16 protein-coding genes are annotated in these 17,509 nt (G+C 65.2%); 10 read left to right on the top strand and 6 right to left on the bottom strand.

All coding sequences use genetic code 11. The features are described 5' to 3' along the window. Positions 1-53: 53 nt before the first annotated feature. The 3 genes from modB to Aeroheme_RS13785 all read left to right on the top strand — a co-directional run bounded on the left by modB (position 54) and on the right by Aeroheme_RS13785 (position 2,636). On the top strand, positions 54-734 hold the full coding sequence (gene modB / locus Aeroheme_RS13795; RefSeq protein WP_290070547.1) for a molybdate ABC transporter permease subunit: 681 nt from the start codon (positions 54-56) through the stop codon (positions 732-734). Continuing rightward, positions 731-1,786 (top strand): molybdenum ABC transporter ATP-binding protein, encoded by a 1,056-nt coding sequence (gene modC / locus Aeroheme_RS13790; protein WP_411166045.1) that lies wholly within the window; start codon positions 731-733, stop codon positions 1,784-1,786. Before modB ends, modC begins: the two co-directional genes overlap by 4 nt. Before the next feature lie 70 nt (positions 1,787-1,856). Continuing rightward, positions 1,857-2,636: an alpha/beta fold hydrolase gene (locus Aeroheme_RS13785; protein WP_167402274.1), complete on the top strand. Its 780-nt coding sequence runs from the start codon at positions 1,857-1,859 to the stop codon at positions 2,634-2,636. Between the two features lie 64 nt (positions 2,637-2,700). Here the strand turns inward: Aeroheme_RS13785 and moeB are convergent, their stop codons facing one another. Both moeB and moeA read right to left on the bottom strand, forming a co-directional pair. Then, complete coding sequence (gene moeB, locus Aeroheme_RS13780) at positions 2,701-3,456, bottom strand: molybdopterin-synthase adenylyltransferase MoeB (protein ID WP_411166044.1); 756 nt, start codon at positions 3,454-3,456, stop codon at positions 2,701-2,703. Beyond that, entirely contained in the window at positions 3,453-4,679 is a 1,227-nt protein-coding gene (gene moeA, locus Aeroheme_RS13775) for a molybdopterin molybdotransferase MoeA (protein ID WP_411167251.1), read from the bottom strand. The genes moeB and moeA overlap by 4 nt, the downstream gene beginning before the upstream one ends. Positions 4,680-5,035: 356 nt before the next feature. On the opposite strand from moeA, the gene folE reads away from it, so the two are divergent. Then, positions 5,036-5,692, top strand: coding sequence for a GTP cyclohydrolase I FolE (folE, locus tag Aeroheme_RS13770; protein WP_106887327.1), 657 nt, complete (start codon positions 5,036-5,038; stop codon positions 5,690-5,692). Positions 5,693-5,970: 278 nt separating this feature from the next. Then, complete coding sequence (locus tag Aeroheme_RS13765) at positions 5,971-7,620, top strand: methyl-accepting chemotaxis protein (RefSeq protein WP_411166043.1); 1,650 nt, start codon at positions 5,971-5,973, stop codon at positions 7,618-7,620. 234 nt (positions 7,621-7,854) lie between these two features. Here the strand turns inward: Aeroheme_RS13765 and Aeroheme_RS13760 are convergent, their stop codons facing one another. After that, entirely contained in the window at positions 7,855-9,594 is a 1,740-nt protein-coding gene (locus tag Aeroheme_RS13760) for a formate--tetrahydrofolate ligase (protein WP_411166042.1), read from the bottom strand. Positions 9,595-9,660: 66 nt separating this feature from the next. Here Aeroheme_RS13760 and Aeroheme_RS13755 point away from each other — a divergent pair, with 66 nt between their 5' ends. Further along, a complete protein-coding gene (locus Aeroheme_RS13755) occupies positions 9,661-10,074 on the top strand; it encodes a hypothetical protein (protein WP_411166041.1) in 414 nt (137 codons plus the stop codon). 1 nt (position 10,075) lies between these two features. On the opposite strand, the gene Aeroheme_RS13750 is transcribed toward Aeroheme_RS13755, so the two are convergent. Beyond that, positions 10,076-10,978, bottom strand: coding sequence for a LysR family transcriptional regulator (locus Aeroheme_RS13750; RefSeq protein ID WP_171275794.1), 903 nt, complete (start codon positions 10,976-10,978; stop codon positions 10,076-10,078). Positions 10,979-11,088: 110 nt separating this feature from the next. Between Aeroheme_RS13750 and Aeroheme_RS13745 the strand changes: the two genes are divergently transcribed. From Aeroheme_RS13745 to Aeroheme_RS13730, 4 genes are all read left to right on the top strand, one after another. Further along, a complete protein-coding gene (locus Aeroheme_RS13745; protein WP_025326429.1) occupies positions 11,089-11,649 on the top strand; it encodes a YceI family protein in 561 nt (186 codons plus the stop codon). Then, positions 11,649-12,386, top strand: a complete 738-nt coding sequence (locus Aeroheme_RS13740) for a hypothetical protein (RefSeq protein ID WP_408836536.1) — start codon at positions 11,649-11,651, stop codon at positions 12,384-12,386. Before Aeroheme_RS13745 ends, Aeroheme_RS13740 begins: the two co-directional genes overlap by 1 nt. A 185-nt stretch (positions 12,387-12,571) precedes the next feature. Next, positions 12,572-13,693, top strand: coding sequence for an adenosylhomocysteinase (locus tag Aeroheme_RS13735; RefSeq protein ID WP_163138133.1), 1,122 nt, complete (start codon positions 12,572-12,574; stop codon positions 13,691-13,693). Then, on the top strand, positions 13,690-14,001 hold the full coding sequence (locus Aeroheme_RS13730) for a SelT/SelW/SelH family protein (RefSeq protein WP_168235429.1): 312 nt from the start codon (positions 13,690-13,692) through the stop codon (positions 13,999-14,001). Before Aeroheme_RS13735 ends, Aeroheme_RS13730 begins: the two co-directional genes overlap by 4 nt. A 63-nt stretch (positions 14,002-14,064) precedes the next feature. Here Aeroheme_RS13730 and Aeroheme_RS13725 read toward each other — a convergent pair whose 3' ends face one another. Together Aeroheme_RS13725 and pepT are read right to left on the bottom strand one after the other, a co-directional pair. After that, entirely contained in the window at positions 14,065-15,792 is a 1,728-nt protein-coding gene (locus tag Aeroheme_RS13725; protein ID WP_411166040.1) for a lysophospholipid acyltransferase family protein, read from the bottom strand. 178 nt (positions 15,793-15,970) lie between these two features. Further along, complete coding sequence (gene pepT, locus Aeroheme_RS13720; RefSeq protein WP_411166039.1) at positions 15,971-17,197, bottom strand: peptidase T; 1,227 nt, start codon at positions 17,195-17,197, stop codon at positions 15,971-15,973. Between the last annotated feature and the right edge of the window lie 312 nt (positions 17,198-17,509).

Genomic DNA, 17,509 nt, shown 5'->3' with positions numbered 1-17,509 from the left:
CGTCCTCGCCCCCATGGCTTCGCATTTCTCATTCAAACCCGAGAGGTGCCGCTATGAGTGAAGGGGATCTGCTGGCCGTCTGGCTCACCCTGAAGCTGGCGGCCAGCACCACCGTCATACTGCTGCTGCTGTCGCCGCCGCTTGCCTGGTGGCTCTCCCGCAGCCAGCACCGGCTGCGGCCGCTGGTGGAGGCCCTGGTGGCGCTGCCCCTGGTGTTGCCGCCGACAGTGCTCGGCTTCTATCTGCTGCTCGCCTTCTCGCCGGAGTACGGCCTCGGCGCCTGGTGGCGGGAGACCTTCGGGACAACCCTGGCCTTCAGCTTCCTCGGCCTGCTGTTTGCCTCCATCCTCTATTCGCTCCCCTTCGTGGTGCAGCCTCTCACCTCCGCCTTCGTCAACATGGGTAACAAGGAGCTCGAGGCCGCCGCCACCCTGGGGCTGGGGCCCCTCGAGCGCTTCTTTCAGATCATCTTGCCGATGACGCTGCCGAGCTTCGTGATGGCGGCGGCGCTGGGCTTTGCCCATACCCTGGGGGAGTTTGGCGTGGTGCTGATGATAGGGGGCAATATCCCGGGGGAGACCCAGGTGCTCTCCATCGCCCTCTTTGATCACGTGGAAGCCATGGATTATCAACATGCCCACACTCTGGCAGGGGGCCTGATGGGCTTCTCCCTGGTGATGCTGGTGCTGGTCTATGGGGTCTTGCAGCGCCGGCAGCGGAGGTTGTTCGGATGAGCCTGCACCTCAAGACCAGCCGTGCGTTTGGCTCCTTCACCCTGGCATGCGATCTGGCGCTGCCCCTCGGCGGCATTCTCGGCCTCTTTGGCCCCTCAGGCTGTGGCAAGAGCACCTTGCTGCGCATCATCGCCGGGCTGGACCGCGCGCCCTCGGACGTCTTGCACTGGCAGGGGCGGGATCTGGCGGCCCTGATGCCGGAGGCGCGCCGCATCGGGCTGGTGTTCCAGGACTCCCGCCTCTTCCCCCATCTGAGCGTGCTCGGCAACCTGCAGCTGGCGGCGGGCAAGGGGCGAGGGCGCTGGCAGCCCGAGGCGCTGGCGCTGCGGCTCGGCTTTGCCGATCTGCTGGAACAGCCGGCTCACGGGCTTTCCGGCGGCCAGCGCCAGCGGGTGGCCCTGGGGCGGGCCCTGCTGGCGGAGCCCGATCTGCTGCTGCTCGATGAGCCCTTCTCGGCGCTGGACAGCCGCAGCCGCATCCATCAGGCCCATGTGCTCAAGGGATTGCAGCGTGAAAGCGGCATCCCCATGATCTTCGTGAGCCACGCCATGGAGGAGGTGAGCCTGCTGTGCGATCAGCTGGTGCTGCTGGCTGACGGCAGGCTGGAGGCGCAGGGCAGGCCGAGCGAGATCTTCGCCCGCACCGACCTCTCCTTGGCCAGTCGCGACGACGTCGGCGTCATGCTGACGGCGACCCTGGCCCACTACGACGACGATGAACAGATGGCGACCCTGCAACTCGGGGATCAGAGCCTGATGGTCACCATGGAGCATGCCCCCGACGAGACAGGGGAGTTGCAGATCAAGGTGGCGGGGCGGGATCTGGTGATCGCCACCGCCCCCATAGCGCACTCCAGCCTCTCCAACTGCCTCGCGACCCGACTGCTCGAGGTGAGGGAGGTGAGGCCGGGGCAAACCCTGTTGCAGTTGGCGCTGGGGCAGCAGATACTGCTGGCCCGGATCACCAGCCGCTCCGCGAAACGGCTGGCGCTGGTGCCCGGGCAGCGCCTCTACGCCTACATCAAGGCGGTGAGCCTGGTGGGAGAGGGCTGAGGGGCGTGTCGCCACAGCATGGGCAGCAAGGCCGTCGGTGGCCGCTATCGAGTCGAGAGGGAGAGCGCGGGTGCGTCGCAACCAGGTAATGAAATCCCATGGATTGGCCTTGCGCAGCGCAGGGGAGGGCCCCTTGCTGCTGTTGCTGCACGGCCTTGGCTCCTCCAGCCTCGACTGGCAGGCCCAGATCGAGCACTTCTCCCAGCACTACCGGGTGGTGGCGCTGGATCTGCGCGGCCACGGCCAGAGCATGCAGGAGGGCCCCTTCGATGTGCCCACCCTGGCGGCGGACGTGGCCCGCTGGCTCGAGGAGCAGCCGGAACCCGCCTGGGTGGTGGGGCTCTCCTTGGGCGCCATGGTGGCGCTGGAGCTGGCGCTGCGACTGCCCCACAAGGTGCGGGGGCTGGTGCTGGTCAACGGCTTCAGCGAGTTTCTGCTGGAGACGCCGAAAGAGCAGGAGCGCCATGCCATGCGCCTCAAGTGGCTGCGCTGGTTTGGCATGCGGCCGCTGGCCTGGTGGCTGGGGCGCGAGCTCTTCCCCGGCCCCGAGCTCGCTCCGGTGCGCCACACCTTCCGGCTGCGCTTCGTGCGCAGCAACAAAAAAAAGACTTATCGTGCGCTGCTGGAGGCGCTGCCCGGCTGGTCGGTGCGTGCCCGACTCGGCAGCCTTTGGCAGCCGGTGGCTATCATCTCCACCAGTCACGACTACCTGCCGCTCGCCAAACGGGTGGAGCAGTTCGCCTCCCTGCCCAACGCCAGCATCCATACCCCGGAGGGCCATCACGCCTGGCCCGCGGAAGATCCCGCCGGGTTCAATCATCTGTTGCAACGGATCCTGGCGACTCACTGAGCCTGCATGGGCACAACAAAGCCGAACCCCTGGGTTCGGCTTTGTTGTGGGTGCGTTTTACCACTCAGGGCTGGGAGCAGACCGGGCAGTCCGGGCGCTTGGGCAGCTTCATCTCGCGAAAGCTGCCACCCAGGCCGTCGATCATCAGCAGGCGGCCGCTGTGGTTTTTGCCCATGCCCGCCAGCAGCTTGATGGCTTCCAGCGCCTGCAGGCTACCCACCAGTCCGACCACGGGGGCGAGTACGCCCGCCTCGACACAGGTCAGGGACTGCTCGCCAAAGAGGGCGCTGAGGCAGGCGTAGCAGGGCTCGTCCGCCTGCCAGGTGAAGCTGCACAACTGCCCCTCCAGCCGGATGGCGGCGCCGGATACCAGGGGCACCCGATGCTGGCGGGCGCGCTGGTTGAGCAGGTTGCGGATGGCGACGTTGTCGGTGCAGTCGAGCACCAGCTGGTGGTTGGGCAGCAGGGCATCGAGCAGCACCTCGTCTGCGAGGAGGGCGTGAGTCTCGACCTCGAGCCAGGGATTGAGGGCCCGCAGCGCCAGGGCGGCGGAGTCCACCTTGTACATGCCGATGCGCTCGTCGCTGTGCAGCACCTGGCGCTGCAAATTGGAGAGCTCCACCCGATCGAAATCCACCAGGGTGAGGTGGCCGACCCCGGCCACCGCCAGGTACTGGCTGGCGGCGCAGCCCAGGCCCCCGGCGCCTATCACCAGCACCCGCGCCTGCTTGAGCGCCTCCTGCCCCTCGAAATCGAAAGATTTGAGCACTATCTGACGGTTGTAGCGAAGGAGCTCGGCATCGCTCAGGATCTCGCTCACAGCAGCAGCCCCGAGAAGGGCTCGACGGTCACCGTCTCACCGGCGGCCACCTTGCCCCGCGCCTGCTCGAGGACTATGTAGCAGTTGGCCCGGGACAGGGAGCTGAAGACGCCGGAGTCCTGGGAGCCGGTGCTGCGCACCTCGAGGCCGTTCGGGCCAAGGCTCAGGATGCCGCGCTGGAAGTCCAGACGCCCCGGCGCCTTCTTGAGGGGCTCGGCAGCCATGGCCTGCAACGGCAGGGGGCGCGCGAAGTGGTGGCCGGCCAGCTTGGCCAGCGCCGGTTGCACCAGCTGATCGAAGGTGACCATGGCGGAGACGGGGTTGCCCGGCAGGCCGAAGAACCAGGCGTTTGGCAGGCGGCCGAAGGCAAAGGGCTTGCCCGGCTTGATGGCGAGCTTCCAGAAGCCGATTTCGCCAAGCTCCTCCAGCAACTGCTTGGTGAAGTCCGCCTCGCCGACCGAGACGCCCCCCGTGGTGATCAGGGCATCGGCCTCGCGGTCGGCCTGGATGAAGGCGGCGCGAAGCTGAGCAGGGTCGTCGGGGATGATGCCAAGATCCAGGCACTCTATGCCCATGCGGGTCAGCATGGCATTGACTGCGTAACGGTTGGAGTCATAGATGTCGCCGTGGGCGAGGGGGGTTCCTAGGGGTTTGAGCTCGTCCCCCGTGCTGAAGATGGCGACCTTGAGGGGGCGGCGCACCGTCACCGTGGCGATGCCCAAGGAGGCCAGCAGCGGCAGCTCCCGGGGGCTGAGGCGCAGGCCGCTGGCCAGCACCCGGGACCCTTCGGCAAGGTCCTCGCCACGGCGGCGGATGTTCTGGCCAAGGAAGGGGGTCGTCAGAAAAGTGATCCCGTTGGCGCCTTCCTGCGTTTCTTCCTGCATCACCACCGCCTCCGTGCCCGCGGGCACAGGGGCACCTGTCATGATGCGGATGCAGTGACCGGACGGCCATTCGCCCTCATAGGGCTGACCGGCGAAGGCCTTGCCCGCCACGGGGAGCGGAGTGCCGGCGGCGAGATCGGCCAGGCGCAGGGCATAGCCGTCCATGGCGGCGTTGTCGAAGGGGGGCACCGACAGGGGGGAGCTTATCTCCTCGGCCAGTATCCGATCCAGCGCCTGGGGCAGCGGCAACTGCTCCGTCTCGCAGCGGCAGCTGAGTTGTTCCAGCATCCCTTGCAGGGCCTTGTCCAAGGGGAGGAGTGCACCGGTATCGAATCCCATCATCATGACCTCTCTGGTGTATAGGGGGCGGATTATCCCAAAAATCTGCCCCCATGGGCAGGCGGATCGCGCAGGAAGGGGGAGAAAGCCGCTTTTGCCGCGATGAGAGGGGCTGTCATTCCCTTGAGTTACCTCCTTGTGGGTGGCATGGCAGGGGGGCATGGGGAGTTGCCGGACCATTGACCCTATGCCCCCCCGAACGGGGAGGGGGGGAGAGGGTAAAACGGGGCGGTTTGGCATAAAGTCGGGTAGCGGGCTTGAGTTAGTTTGAATTATGACAATAATCGCCCTGTAACATTGCGCCACGGCACCACGTCGATGGCCAGCACAGTCCCTGAGCGTGGGAGAGAAACAAGATGACGAGCTTTAGCCAGGAAGCCCTGTTGGTCAGGGCAGCGCTCGAGGCCGAGGGCCTGGAGACACCACTGGTGGCCAATGGGTTGAACGGCCAGCAGAAGAAGGAAAACATCGAAGGCCATATGCGCGCCATCATGGAGACGCTTGGGCTGGATCTGGCCGATGACAGTCTGGCCGAGACGCCGCACCGCATCGCCAAGATGTACGTGAACGAGATCTTTTCCGGCCTCGACTACGCCACCTTCCCCAAGGTGACGGTGATCGAGAACAAGATGAAGGTGGACGAGATGATCATGGTGCGAGACATCAGTCTCACCAGCACCTGTGAGCACCACTTCGTCACCATAGACGGGCTGGCCCACGTGGCCTACATCCCCCGTGGCAAGGTGATCGGGCTGTCGAAGATCAACCGCATAGTGCAGTTCTTCGCCCGCCGTCCCCAGGTGCAGGAGCGGCTCACCCAGCAGATACTGCTGGCGCTGCAGACCCTGCTCGGCACTAGGGACGTGGCCATCAGCATCAAGGCGACCCACTTCTGCGTGAAGGCCCGTGGGGTGATGGATTCGACCTCCTATACCACCACCACCTCCCTCGGCGGCGTCTTCAAGACCCAGCCAGACACCCGTGCCGAGTTTCTCGGTGGCCTGAAAGGCTAGTCACCCAGGGGCATGTCCCACCGACATGCCCCGACTTCTTCTGTCCTCCCGTCTGCCCACCCCGGTTTATTTTCTGAAAAAATCCTAAAGGGATGCCCGCGTGCGCCGATACAGCTCACCGTGCCGCGAGATGGTCTGTTTGACACCCGTTTGGCCCCCTCGTCCGTGCCGATACGGATGAGATTTGAATGACTGCTATGGATGGCAGCTAGCGTGCTCGCGCCTCAAAGGGCCAGCGCCGACGAATGCCACTTGATGACCCATATGCAGGACATGCCATGAACACCATGACGATAGGCAAGAAACTCACCGCCGGCTTTGCCGTACTCGGCCTGATGATGGCCTTTATCGGCGGTTTTTCACTGTTTGAATTCAGCACCATGAACCGGGCCGCCACCGGGTTCACCGACAGCATACTGCCCGCCGTGGTGCGCACCAGCACCCTGGGGGAGACCATCAATGCGGTGCGCCGCTATGAGCTGGATGTCTTTCTGGTGGCGGACGATCCCCAGCAGCATGCCCATTACCGCAATGAGAGCGAGAAGAGCCTGAGGGAGGCCGGGCAGCAGATAGCAGCCCACGATGCCACCATCTGGGCGGAGGATGTGGAGGAGCGCCGCACCTTCGACATCGTCAAGGCGGACTGGGAGAAATACCTCGGCCTGCACCAGCGCATCAGGCAGATGCAGGACTCAGGGCAGATGATCGAGGCCCAGCACCTCTTCATGGGGGAGGGGATCACCCTCTACACCAACCTGGCCAAGTCGGTTGGTGATCTGGTACGCATCAACCATGGCTATGCCGACGCCTCCCGCAAGGTGGTGGTGGGGGCGTATGACTCCGCCAAGCTGAGCGTCACCCTGGCCCTGCTGGTCGGTCTGGCGCTGGTGATCGCGCTCTCTGTGGTGCTGACCCGCCAGATCCGCGACCCGCTCATCATGCTGGCCCGTCAGGCCCAGCGCATCGCGGGCGGCGATCTCGGCAAGGGGGAGCTGCAGGAGTGGATCCGTGGCAGTCGCTTCAACCGCGACGAGCTGGGTCAGCTCGGCTCGGCCATCGACCGCATGCAGGGGGCGCTGGCGGACCTGGTGAGCGAGATAGCCGGCTCGGTGAGCCAGCTCAGCAGCGCTGTGGAGGAGGTGAGCGCCATCTCCGAGCAGTCCGCCAAGGGCATGGCCAGCCAGCAGAGCGAGGTGTCCCAGGTGGCCACCGCCATGAACGAGATGCAGTCCACCGTCAATGAGGTGGCCCGCAACACCACGGATGCCATGAGCGCGGCCAAGGATGCCTCCCGCACCTCGACCCAGGGCAACCAGGTGGTGCGCAGCGCCATCGGCAGCATAGAGCAGGTGTCCCAGCAGATAGAGCAGGCGGGCACAGTGGTGTCGCAACTGGAAGCGGACAGCGCCAGCATCAGCATGGTGCTGGATGTCATTCGCGGCATCGCCGAGCAGACCAACCTGCTGGCACTCAACGCGGCCATAGAGGCGGCCCGGGCCGGCGAGCAGGGGCGTGGTTTTGCGGTCGTCGCGGACGAAGTGCGCTCCCTGGCCCAGCGTACCCAGGCCTCCACCGCCGAGATTAGCAAGATGATAGCGCTGCTGCAGGAGCGCACCGCCGAAGCGGGCAACGCCATGCAGCTGAGCCGTCAGCAGATGCAGGAGAGTGTCGGACTGGCACGGGAAGCGGGGGGCAGCATCGACAGCATCAACGGCGCCGTCACCCAGATCAGCGACATGAACACCCTGATCGCCACCGCTACCGAAGAGCAGAACGCGGTGACCGAGGAGCTCAACCGCAGCATAGTGAACATCCACAATGCCGCCGACGAGAACGCCCAGGGGGCGCAGCAGACCGCCCAGGCCTGTGTCGAGCTGAGCAAGCTGGCCAACAACCTGCACCATATGACCCAGCGCTTCACCCTCTAAGCCCATGGTCCAGAAACAACAAGGCCCCGCCAATTGGTGGGGCCTTGTTGTTTCTGGCGTATTGCTTGGGGCTGACTATGTCGCCGTCAGCTCAGGCCCACTATCTCGCCGTCGTCGTCGATATGACGCTTAGGGAAGGCAGGCTGCCAACAGGGTTCTTAGCTCAGTCCCACTATCTCGCCGTCGTCATCGATGTCGATATGGCGATAAGCCGGCAGACTGCCAACAGGGTTCTTAGCTCAGTCCAATAATCTCGCCGTCGTCGTCGATATCGATATGGCGATAGGCCGGCAGGCTGCCAAGGCCAGGCATTGTCATGATGGGGCCCGCCAGGGCATAGACGAAACCGGCACCGGCGCAGAGCCTCACCTCCTCGATGGGCACCTCGAAGTCCGTCGGTACTCCCTTGATGGCAGGATCATGGCTGATGGAGAGCGGCGTCTTGGCCACGCAGATGGGCAGGTGATCCCAGCCCTCGGCCGATAGCCGCGCCAACTGCTGGCGCGCCTTGTCCGAGAGCCGCACCCCGCGCCCGCCGTAGCCGCACTCCACCAGGGTGGCGAGCTTGGCGCCGAGGCTCATCTCGTTTGGGTAGAGCAGCTTGACGTCCCTTGGCAGCGCACAGGCGGCGACCACGGCCCGGGCCAGCTCGCTGGCGCCCGCGCCCCCCTCGGTGAAGGCGTGGGAGATGGCGGCGTCACAGGCGCCGGCGGCCAGCGCCTCGCGGGCCAGCAGATCCAGCTCGGCCTGGCTGTCGCTCGGGAAGCGGTTGATGGCGACCACCACGGGCACCCCATAACGGCGGGCGTTGCGGATATGCCAGGCGAGGTTGGCGCAGCCCTGCTTGAGGGTCGGCAAATCTTCCCCCTGGAGGCTGGCCGGCAGCGGCTGGCCCGGGCGGATGTCGAGCAGGCCGCTGTTGGCCTTGAGACCGCGCACCGTGGCCACCAGCACCACGCAGGCGGGGGTGATGCCGGACTGGCGGCTCTTGATGTTGAAGAACTTCTCCAGCCCCATATCGGAGCCAAAGCCCGCCTCGGTCACCACGTAATCGGTGAGCCCGAGCGCCATGCGGTCGGCGATGACCGAGGAGTTGCCGTGGGCTATGTTGGCGAAGGGGCCGGCGTGCACCAGCACCGGGGTCTGCTCCGTGGTCTGCATCAGGGTCGGTTGCAGGGCGTCTTTGAGCAGCACCGTCATGGCGCCCGCCACCTCCAACTGCTCGGCGGTGATGGGGTTGCCGCGGCTGTCCAGCGCCAGCTGGATGCAGCCGATGCGCGCGCGCAAGTCTTTCAGATCGCTGGCCAGCGCCAGAATGGCCATCAGCTCGGAGGCGGCCGTGATGACGAAGCGATCGGAGCGCTCCACCCCGTCGGCGGGGCCGCCCTGGCCTAGGGTGAGGTGGCGCAGGGCGCGGTCATTCATGTCCAGGGTGCGCGGCCAGAGGATGTTGGCCGGGTCTATCTCGAGGCGCGAGAGGCCTGTCCTGGCGCTGAACTGCTCGCCCAGTTTCTGCTCGTGGAACAGACGGGCATCCAGGGCCGCCGCCGCCAGATTGTGGGCGGCGCTCAGGGCATGAAAGTCCCCGGTCAGGTGCAGGTTCATCTCCTCCATGGGCACCACCTGGGCCAGGCCGCCCCCGGCGGCGCCCCCCTTGACCCCGAACACCGGGCCCAGGCTCGGCTGGCGGATGGTGGCGATGCTGGCCTTGCCTATGTGGTTGAGCCCCATGGAGAGGCCGAGGGTGGTGACCGTCTTGCCCTCACCGAGCGGGGTGGGGGTGATGGCGCTCACCAGCACCAGCTTGCCCGGCCGTTTGGCCGGCGCGGCGGGCTGCTTGAGCAACGCGAGACTCAGCTTGCCCTTGTGGTGGCCATAGGGGTAGAGCAGATGGGGTGGGATGGCGAGGCGCTTGGCCAGCTCTTGGATCGAAAGACGGGGGGACTGGCGGGAGATCTCGATATCGCTTAGCATCAGCACCTCGTTGGCATGTCAGGTCAAATATGCGGCGCAGTCTAGTGGAATCAACAGGGTTATCCAATGAGTAATAACATTTTGTCCGGCAGTCGTGAGCTGCATCTAACTCCTATCCTGCTGGATCTCAATGCGCTCTACCATCCGCCCAAGCGGCCATTCACCGCGCTCGGCATCGTCAGTTCCTTCATCCCGCTGTTTGGCTACGGCTGGCAGGCGATGACCCAGGATCCCGAGACCCACTTTCGCCACGAGATCGGCAAGCGCATCAACAAGCACAAGACCGACGAGGCCAACCTCACCCTGATCCTGCAACTGGCGGCCATGCTCGACTGTCATTGCCTGCATATCACCCTGCCCTATGAGCCGAGCGAGGAGCAGCTTGCCACCCTGCACCGACGCCTGCCGCGCTGGCAGCTGACGCTGAGCGGGCCACTGCTGGTGGCCGAGCTGCCACTGTCGACCGGCCCAGCGCGCTAGTTCACACCTCCCTGTCCCAGTAGTGGGGGGCCAGGTAGCGCTCCTGCACGAACTCGATGAAGCAGCGCACCTTGGCCGAGACGAAACGGCGGTGCGGATAGAGGGCATAGAGCCCCACCTGTCCCTTCTCCCATTCCGGCAACAGGGGCACCAAGGCGCCTGAGCGCAGCGCATCCCCGACGATGAAGGTGGGCTGCAATATGATGCCCTGGTGGTCGCAGGCGGCCCGGGTCAGCGCCACCCCGTTGTTGGCGCGAAGGGGCCCTTGCGGGCGCACGCTTAGCTGCTCCCCATCCCGTTTGAAGACCCAGTCCGGCTGGGTCAGGGTATAGATGAGGCAGTCGTGCTGCTTGAGATCCTCCGGGGTCTTTGGGGTGCCCCTGCGGGCCAGGTAGTCGGGGCTGGCGCACACCACCAGCTTCATGGTGGCCAGCGGCTTGGCCACCAGGGAGGAGTCCGGCAGGTTGCCGATGCGCAGCGCCAGATCGAATCCCTCCTCCACCAGGGCCACCCGCCGGTCGCTGTACTCTATCTCCAGTTTGAGCTCGGGAAACCGCGTCCGAAACAGTGGCAGGGCGGGGGAGAGGTGCAGGTAGCCAAAGTCCATGGGCACCGAGAGCTTGAGGGTACCCTGGGGCTGCTGGTTGTTGTGGGTGAGCTGGCTGTGGGTCTCTTCCAGCTCCGCCAGCAGGGCCAGGGAGCGTTGGTAGTAGAACTGGCCCGCCTCTGTGGGGTTGACCTGGCGGGTGGTGCGTGACAGCAGCCGGGTCGACAATGACTCCTCGAGCTGCTGCATCAGCTTGGAGGTCATGGCGACCGAGATGCCGAGCTGATGGGCGGCCTTGGTAAAGCTCTGGCACTCCACCACCTTGATGAAGGTGCGCATGGCGGCTATCTGATCCATATTCCACTCTCGGTTGATAATTATTTTAATAAATCGATGATTATCCATTCCTGCTCGGAGGTTAGCATGTCGGGTATCGATGTGAACCCCCCAATGAAGGAACGATCGGAATGAAAATGACCAAGGCCCTGCTGGCTTCCTGCCTGTTTATGGCGGCTCCCCTGATGGCGGCCGACTACGATGTCGATGCGGCTCACACCACAGTCCAGTTCAAGGTAGGCCACCTCGGCTTCTCCGAGCTGGTCGGCCGGTTCAACACCTTCAGCGGCACCTTCAGCATGGATGATGCCAATCCGACCGCCGCCAAGGCGAGCTTCGAAATCGACGCCGCCAGCGTGGACTCCAACCACGAGGCCCGCGACAAGCACCTGCGCAGCCCCGACTTCCTGGACGTCAAGCAGTACCCCAAGATGACCTTCGTCAGCTCCGGCTATGAAGGCACCAAGGACAAGGGCGTGCTCAAGGGCACCCTGACCCTGCACGGCGTCTCCAAGGACGTGGCCTTCGACATGGTCCACATCGGCGAAGGCAAGGATCCCTGGGGCGGCTACCGCAGCGGCTTCAACGCCACCACCACCATCAAGCGCAGCGACTTTGGCGTGAACTACATGCTGCCGGGCATTCCGGATGAGATGAGCATCAACCTGTTCGTCGAAGGTGTGCGCAAGTAATGGGCGCAGCACTCTTGCTACAAACCCTGGCGGCTCCTTTAGGGGCCGCTTTGCTGTCATGGCGCTGGCCGCGACTGGGGTATCTGTGGGGGGCGCTCGCGCTCTGGCTGGTGGGCTGCCTGCTGGGCGGCGCCTATGGCCTGCCGGTCAAGGCGTGGCAGTGGCTGCCGCTGTGCCTGCTGGTGCCCGCCGTGGCGCTGCAACTGGCAGACAAGGGCATAGCCCTGGCACTGTTCGCCGTGGTCGGTGCCCTGGTGTGGTGGCAGGGGCTGGCCTCGGTGCTCGACATCGAGCCGCGCATCTGGCTGGCACTCTTGCCCGCCATCGCCTGGTTCGGCTGGACGGGCTGGCGCGGTGACAGCGAGGAGGGGCTGGGCTTTGCCCTGGGCTTCATCTGGTTGGCGCTGGTCATCGGCATCGATGGCAGCCTGCTGATCGCCCAGCTGGCGGGCGCCCTGGCCGCCTTCGCCGGTTTCCGTGCCTTGCTCGGTGCCTTTGCGGGCATCAAGGTGACTCCGGCCGCCCTGGCGCTGGCGCTGGCCTTCGTGCAGATGCTGGCCTGGCAATATGTGGAAGTGCCGCTGCTGGTGCTGCTGCCGGTCTGGTTGCTGCCGCTCTTGGAGTGGGCCCTGCGCAAGCGCCCGGGGTTGTCTCGTTGGGGTCTGCTGATCCTGGTAGGGGCAATTGGTGCTGGTTTGAGTCTGTGGTGGGTCTGGCCAGAGGCATCACTTTATTAATTTCTGCATGAAAAACAGACTATTACCTTATAAATTGATGGGTTAGTCAAAGTCTGCACAGATAAAGATTGAGCCCCATGGTGCTTTCAGATAAAAAGGATTTTCAATTATCTGGACACACACAGAACCCGGCTATGCCGGGTTCTGTTTGCCTGCTTTCTCGCGGCACGCTAAGGAGGCCACAGTTGCGCAGTCAGGGATCTGAGCATCTGTTTTTTCGCCATTTCACCGAGCAGGGACGCCTCGGGGATCTCTGCATTCTGCTGGTGACCCACCTGCTCCCCGACCGACCCCATTTCATCCAGGTGCTCGACCGGGTGGGGCGGGTCGGCGCCATACTGCCCAAACCCAAGTCCGTGCACGGACCTACCCTGGCCTGGGCTCAGCAGCACTACCCAGTGCTGCCCCTCAATCGTCACTGGACCTCGGATCCCGAGGGCGTCATTGCCCAGATTGCCCCCCTGGTGCGGGAGCATGAGCGGCTCATCATCCTGGACATAGGCGGCTACTTCGCCAAGACCCAGGCGGTACTCTCTGAACACTTCGGCGAGCGCTTTCTCGGGGTGGTGGAGATGACAGAGAACGGCCATCAGCGCTACGAACAGGAGCTGCTGGCCGCCCCCGTCATCTCGGTGGCGCGCAGCCCCCTCAAGCAGGCGGAAGACATCCAGATCGGCCTGAGCGTGGTCTACTCCGCCGAGTCCCTGGCGCGCACCCTGAGGCGTACCTTCAACGTCTGCCAGGCAGCCTTGTTTGGCTATGGCAAGGTGGGGCGCAGCATCGCCCGCGAGCTGCGCTGCCGCAACCTGCACCTGGAGCTGGTGGAGACGGATGCCCTGCGCCAGGTGGAGGCGCTCTCCCACGGCTTCAAGCTGGTGAACAAGGCCGAAGCCCTCGGCCGCGCCGAGCTGGTGATCTGCTGCACCGGCAACGGGGCCCTGGACATCGCCGACTTGCAGGCGCTGCGCCCCGGCGCCATGGTGGCCTCTGTCACCTCGGCGGACGACGAGTTCGCCTTCTGCCTCTCCCAACTGCCCTGGCCGAGCGAGGAGGTGTGCCCCCATGTGCTGGCGCTCACGCGCCCGGATGGCAGCACCATCTTCCTGCTCAATCGCGGCGAGGCGGTGAACTTCGTCCACGGCGCCGTCATCGGCGAGTACGTCTATCTGGTGCTGGCGGAGATCATCGAAGGGGTGCACCAGCTGGCCGGGCAGCGGCCGGCACCCGGCCTGCTCGAGCTGCCCCAGGCCACCATGCAGACCATAGCCCGCCACTGGTTAACCGATTTTCATGGAGTCATCGCATGACAGAACGACAGACCCCGGTCAGCAAGCCGCGCATCGAGATCCGCTACTGCACCCTCTGCCGCTGGATGCTGCGCGCCGCCTGGCTGGCCCAGGAGCTGCTCTCCACCTTCGACAGCGATCTCGGCGAGGTGGCGCTGGTGCCCGCCAGCAAGGGGGAGTTCCGCATCCTGGTCAACGGGATACAGGTGTGGGACAGGGTGGCCGACGAGGGCTTCCCCGAGGCCAAAGAGATCAAGCAGCGGGTGCGCGACATCATAGCCCCGGAGCGCGATCTCGGCCACGCCGATCGCAAGCCTGCCAGCGAGTAGGTCAGGGACAAGGGGTTGAATGAGAGGGGGAGGCGCAGGCCTCCCTCTCTTTTTTGCCCGGGGTCAGGCGGCGGCAGGCGACGGGGCGTCGGTCCCGCTCGCGGGAGAACCTATGTAGCGGGCCCGCTTGTGGGGCTTGATGCGGCTCACGTCCACCCACACCAGGCCGTCGATGCAGTGGTTGAAGTCAGGGTCTATGCCAAAGTCCATGAACTGCACGCCCCCCGGCTCGCACAGCTCGGAATACTGCTTGTAGAGGGTGGGGATGGCGCAGCCCAGGTGGTCGAGGCGGGCCTTGAGCGCCTTGAGATCGGCGCCGTAATCGGCCCCCTCGAACAGGGGCGCCGTCTCGGGATAGGGGCGGCGCGAGGGGGCAAGGGCAAGCTCGGGGGCGAAGTGCTGGCGGTAGAAGCCCACCAGCAGATCCTTGGCCGCGGGCGGCAGGCTACCGGAGAGGGTTACGGGCCCGAACAGATACCGATACTGGGGGTAGCGGGCCAGGTAGGCCCCGATGCCGAACCAGAGATAGTCGAGCCCCCGCTTGCCCCAGTAGGCGGGCTGGATGAAGCTGCGGCCAAGCTCGATGGCCTGCTCCAGCCGGGGCAGCAGCCTCTCTTCAAACCCGAACAGGGTGTGGCTGTAGAGGCCGCTCAGGCCTTTGCGCGCCAGCAGCTCGGCCACGGGGGCGAAGCGGTAGGCTCCTATGATGTCGAGGCGGGCCGGATCCCAGAGGATGAGGTGGTGGTAGTCATCGTCGAAGGCGTCGAGATCCCGCCGCCTGCCCGAGCCTTCCCCCACGGCGCGAAAGGCGATCTCCCGCAGCCGCCCCAGCTCGCGCAGTATCACAGAGTGGCCCTGCTCGTGGCGACGATAGAGCAGGATGCGCTGGCCGTCCGGGGTCTGTCCGAGCAGCTCGCAGCCGTCTATGGCCTGCTTGAGCTGACGGCGCTCCTCCGGCAGGGCTATGGGGGCCTCGGTCGCCAGGGGGCCCTTCTTCCCCTTGCCGAGGCGATAGAGGTGGCGGCGCACCAGGGCGGCCGCTGTCTTGGGGGCTAGCTCCCCGAGGCTTTGGGGCGGGATGCGCTCCCCCAGGGTGAGGGAGATGCGCCGCCCCTGCTGGCGAAACAGCTGGCGCACCAGCAGCAGGGCGGAGGCGGGCTTGTGGAGCCAGGAGGCGAGATAGAAGGGGAGGCCGTTGCGCCCGTCCAGATGGATGGGCACCAGCGGGGTGCGGGTGCGTCTGGCGAGCTTGATGAAGCCCCCCTGCCAGGGGCCGTCTTTCACCCCCTTGGGGCCGAGGCGCGACACTTCGCCGGCGGGAAAGATGATGAGGGCGCCTTCTTGTGCCAGGTGTTCCCCCATGGCCAGGATGGCGCGCCTGTCTGTCTTGCCCCCCAGGTTGTCCACCGGCAGCAGCAGGGGGCGCAGGGGACGGATCTCCGCCAGCAACTGGTTGGCCACTATCTTGACGTCGGGGCGGATGCGGCCGAGCAGGCGCAGCAGGGCCAGCCCGTCCAGGGATCCTATGGGGTGGTTCGCGACTATCATGACCCGGCCGCTGGCGGGGATGTTCTCGAGTTCGGCCTCGCTCACCCAGTAGTCAAAATCGAGGGCGCCTAGGGCCTGCTCGACGAAGTCGAGGCCGCGCAGGTGAGGATGGCGCTCGGCAAACTCGGTGAAGGCCTCCTCGTGCAGCAGCCAGCGCAGCCCCTGCCGGAGCAGGGGACGGATCAGGGGTTGGGTGGCGAGGCGGGGCAGATGCTGCCCCAGCAGGGTATCGACGTTGAACATGGGCAAGGCTCCGCTGGAGGTTGCCCCAGCCTGCCGCCCCCCGGTTTCCCCTTTGTGGCAGCGCCGTGACGGTTTGATGACCGGGGCGCAGGGCCCCGCTCAGACCGCCGTTATTGCTCCCACCCGGCCCCGCTCATAACACCGTTATTGCTCCCACCAGGCCCCGCTCAGGACTGCGTCACTGCTCCCGCCAGGCCGAGGTGAGCCGCACCAGGGCCACCAGGGTGGCGACCGCCTTCTCCATGGATTGCAGCGGGATGAACTCGTGCTTGCCGTGGAAGTTGTGACCGCCGGTGAAGAGGTTGGGGCAGGGCAGCCCCATAAAGGAGAGGCGGGCGCCGTCGGTGCCACCGCGGATGGGCTTGATCTTGGGGACCAAGTCGGCGGCCTCCATGGCGGCCCTGGCAAGCGTGATGATGTGCATGTGCGGCGCTATCTGGCTGCGCATGTTGCGGTAGTTGTCCTCTATCGTCAGCTCGATGCGCGCCTTGGGGCAGTCGAGCTGCAAGGAGGCGACCCGCTCCTTGAGCTGGGCCTTGCGGGCGGCGAAGTGGTCGTCGTCGAAGTCGCGAATGAGGTAGTGCAGTGTGCTCTGCTCCACAGTGCCCTCCATCCGGGCCAGGTGGAAGAAGCCTTCATACCCTGCCGTGCACTCCGGGGTCTGCTCGGGGGGCATCTCGGCGTGGAAGCGGGCGGCCAGGGTCTGGCTGTTGATCATGCTGCCCTTGGCGGTGCCGGGGTGCACGTTGTTGCCTGTGATGCGCACAGTGGCGCTGGCGGCGTTGAAGTTTTCATACTCCAGCTCGCCCAGTTCACCGCCATCGACGGTATAGGCCCATTTGGCCGGGAATCTGTCCAAGGGGAACAGATCGGCGCCGCGGCCTATCTCCTCGTCCGGAGTGAAGCCTATCCAGAGATCCCCGCGGGGGATGTCGGGGTTGGCCCGCAGATACTGGGCGGCGGTGAGGATCTCGGCGATGCCCGCCTTGTCGTCGGCCCCAAGCAGGGTGGTGCCGTCCGTGGTGATGAGATCCTGCCCCAGGTAGTTTTTCAGGCAGCGGTACTGGCGAATGGCCAGCACCTCGTCCCCCTTGCCCAGACAAATGTCGCCCCCCTGATAATTCTCGACTATCTGGGGCACCACCTGCGCGGCCTCGTAATCGGCGGTGTCCATGTGGGCGATGAGCCCGATGGCCGGTGCCTGTGGCTGATTGCCCGGCAGGCAGGCGGTGAGATAGCCGTGCTCGTCCAGGGTGACCTGGGTCAGCCCCAGCTGGATCATCTCCTCGAAGAGGGCGCGGGCGAAGACGAGCTGGCCCTCGCTGCTGGGGCAGGCAGGATTGGTCGCATCGGAGCGGGTATGAAAAGTCAGGTAACGCAGAAAACGCTCAAGCAGGGTATCCATTGGCAGGCCTCAAACCACAAAAGAGGGACCATTGTGGACAAGACGGCCAGCCTGATTATTGCGTCAGCGCATTTTTTGATGAATTTCTTGGGCAGGGATCCCGTGGGGGGCGCTGGGGGCGGTGGCTCAGTCCGAAGGTGCTTTGAATAAAAATTCCGAATTTAAAGTTGGTCATGCATATGCGAAAGGACTGAATTTCCCCTCGGCCCAGCACTGGCAAGGGGTGGGGGAAAATGGCCGGTTCCCCTGTTATTTTCAGGGCCAATCCCGAACGGGCTCATCCCTCGCCATCCCAGAGCCAGCCTTGCTGGC

The organism is Aeromonas sp. DSM 116730 (assembly GCF_046581335.1).
GTDB lineage: Bacteria > Pseudomonadota > Gammaproteobacteria > Enterobacterales > Aeromonadaceae > Aeromonas > Aeromonas rivipollensis.
This window is presented reverse-complemented; position numbering and strand designations above follow the sequence as displayed.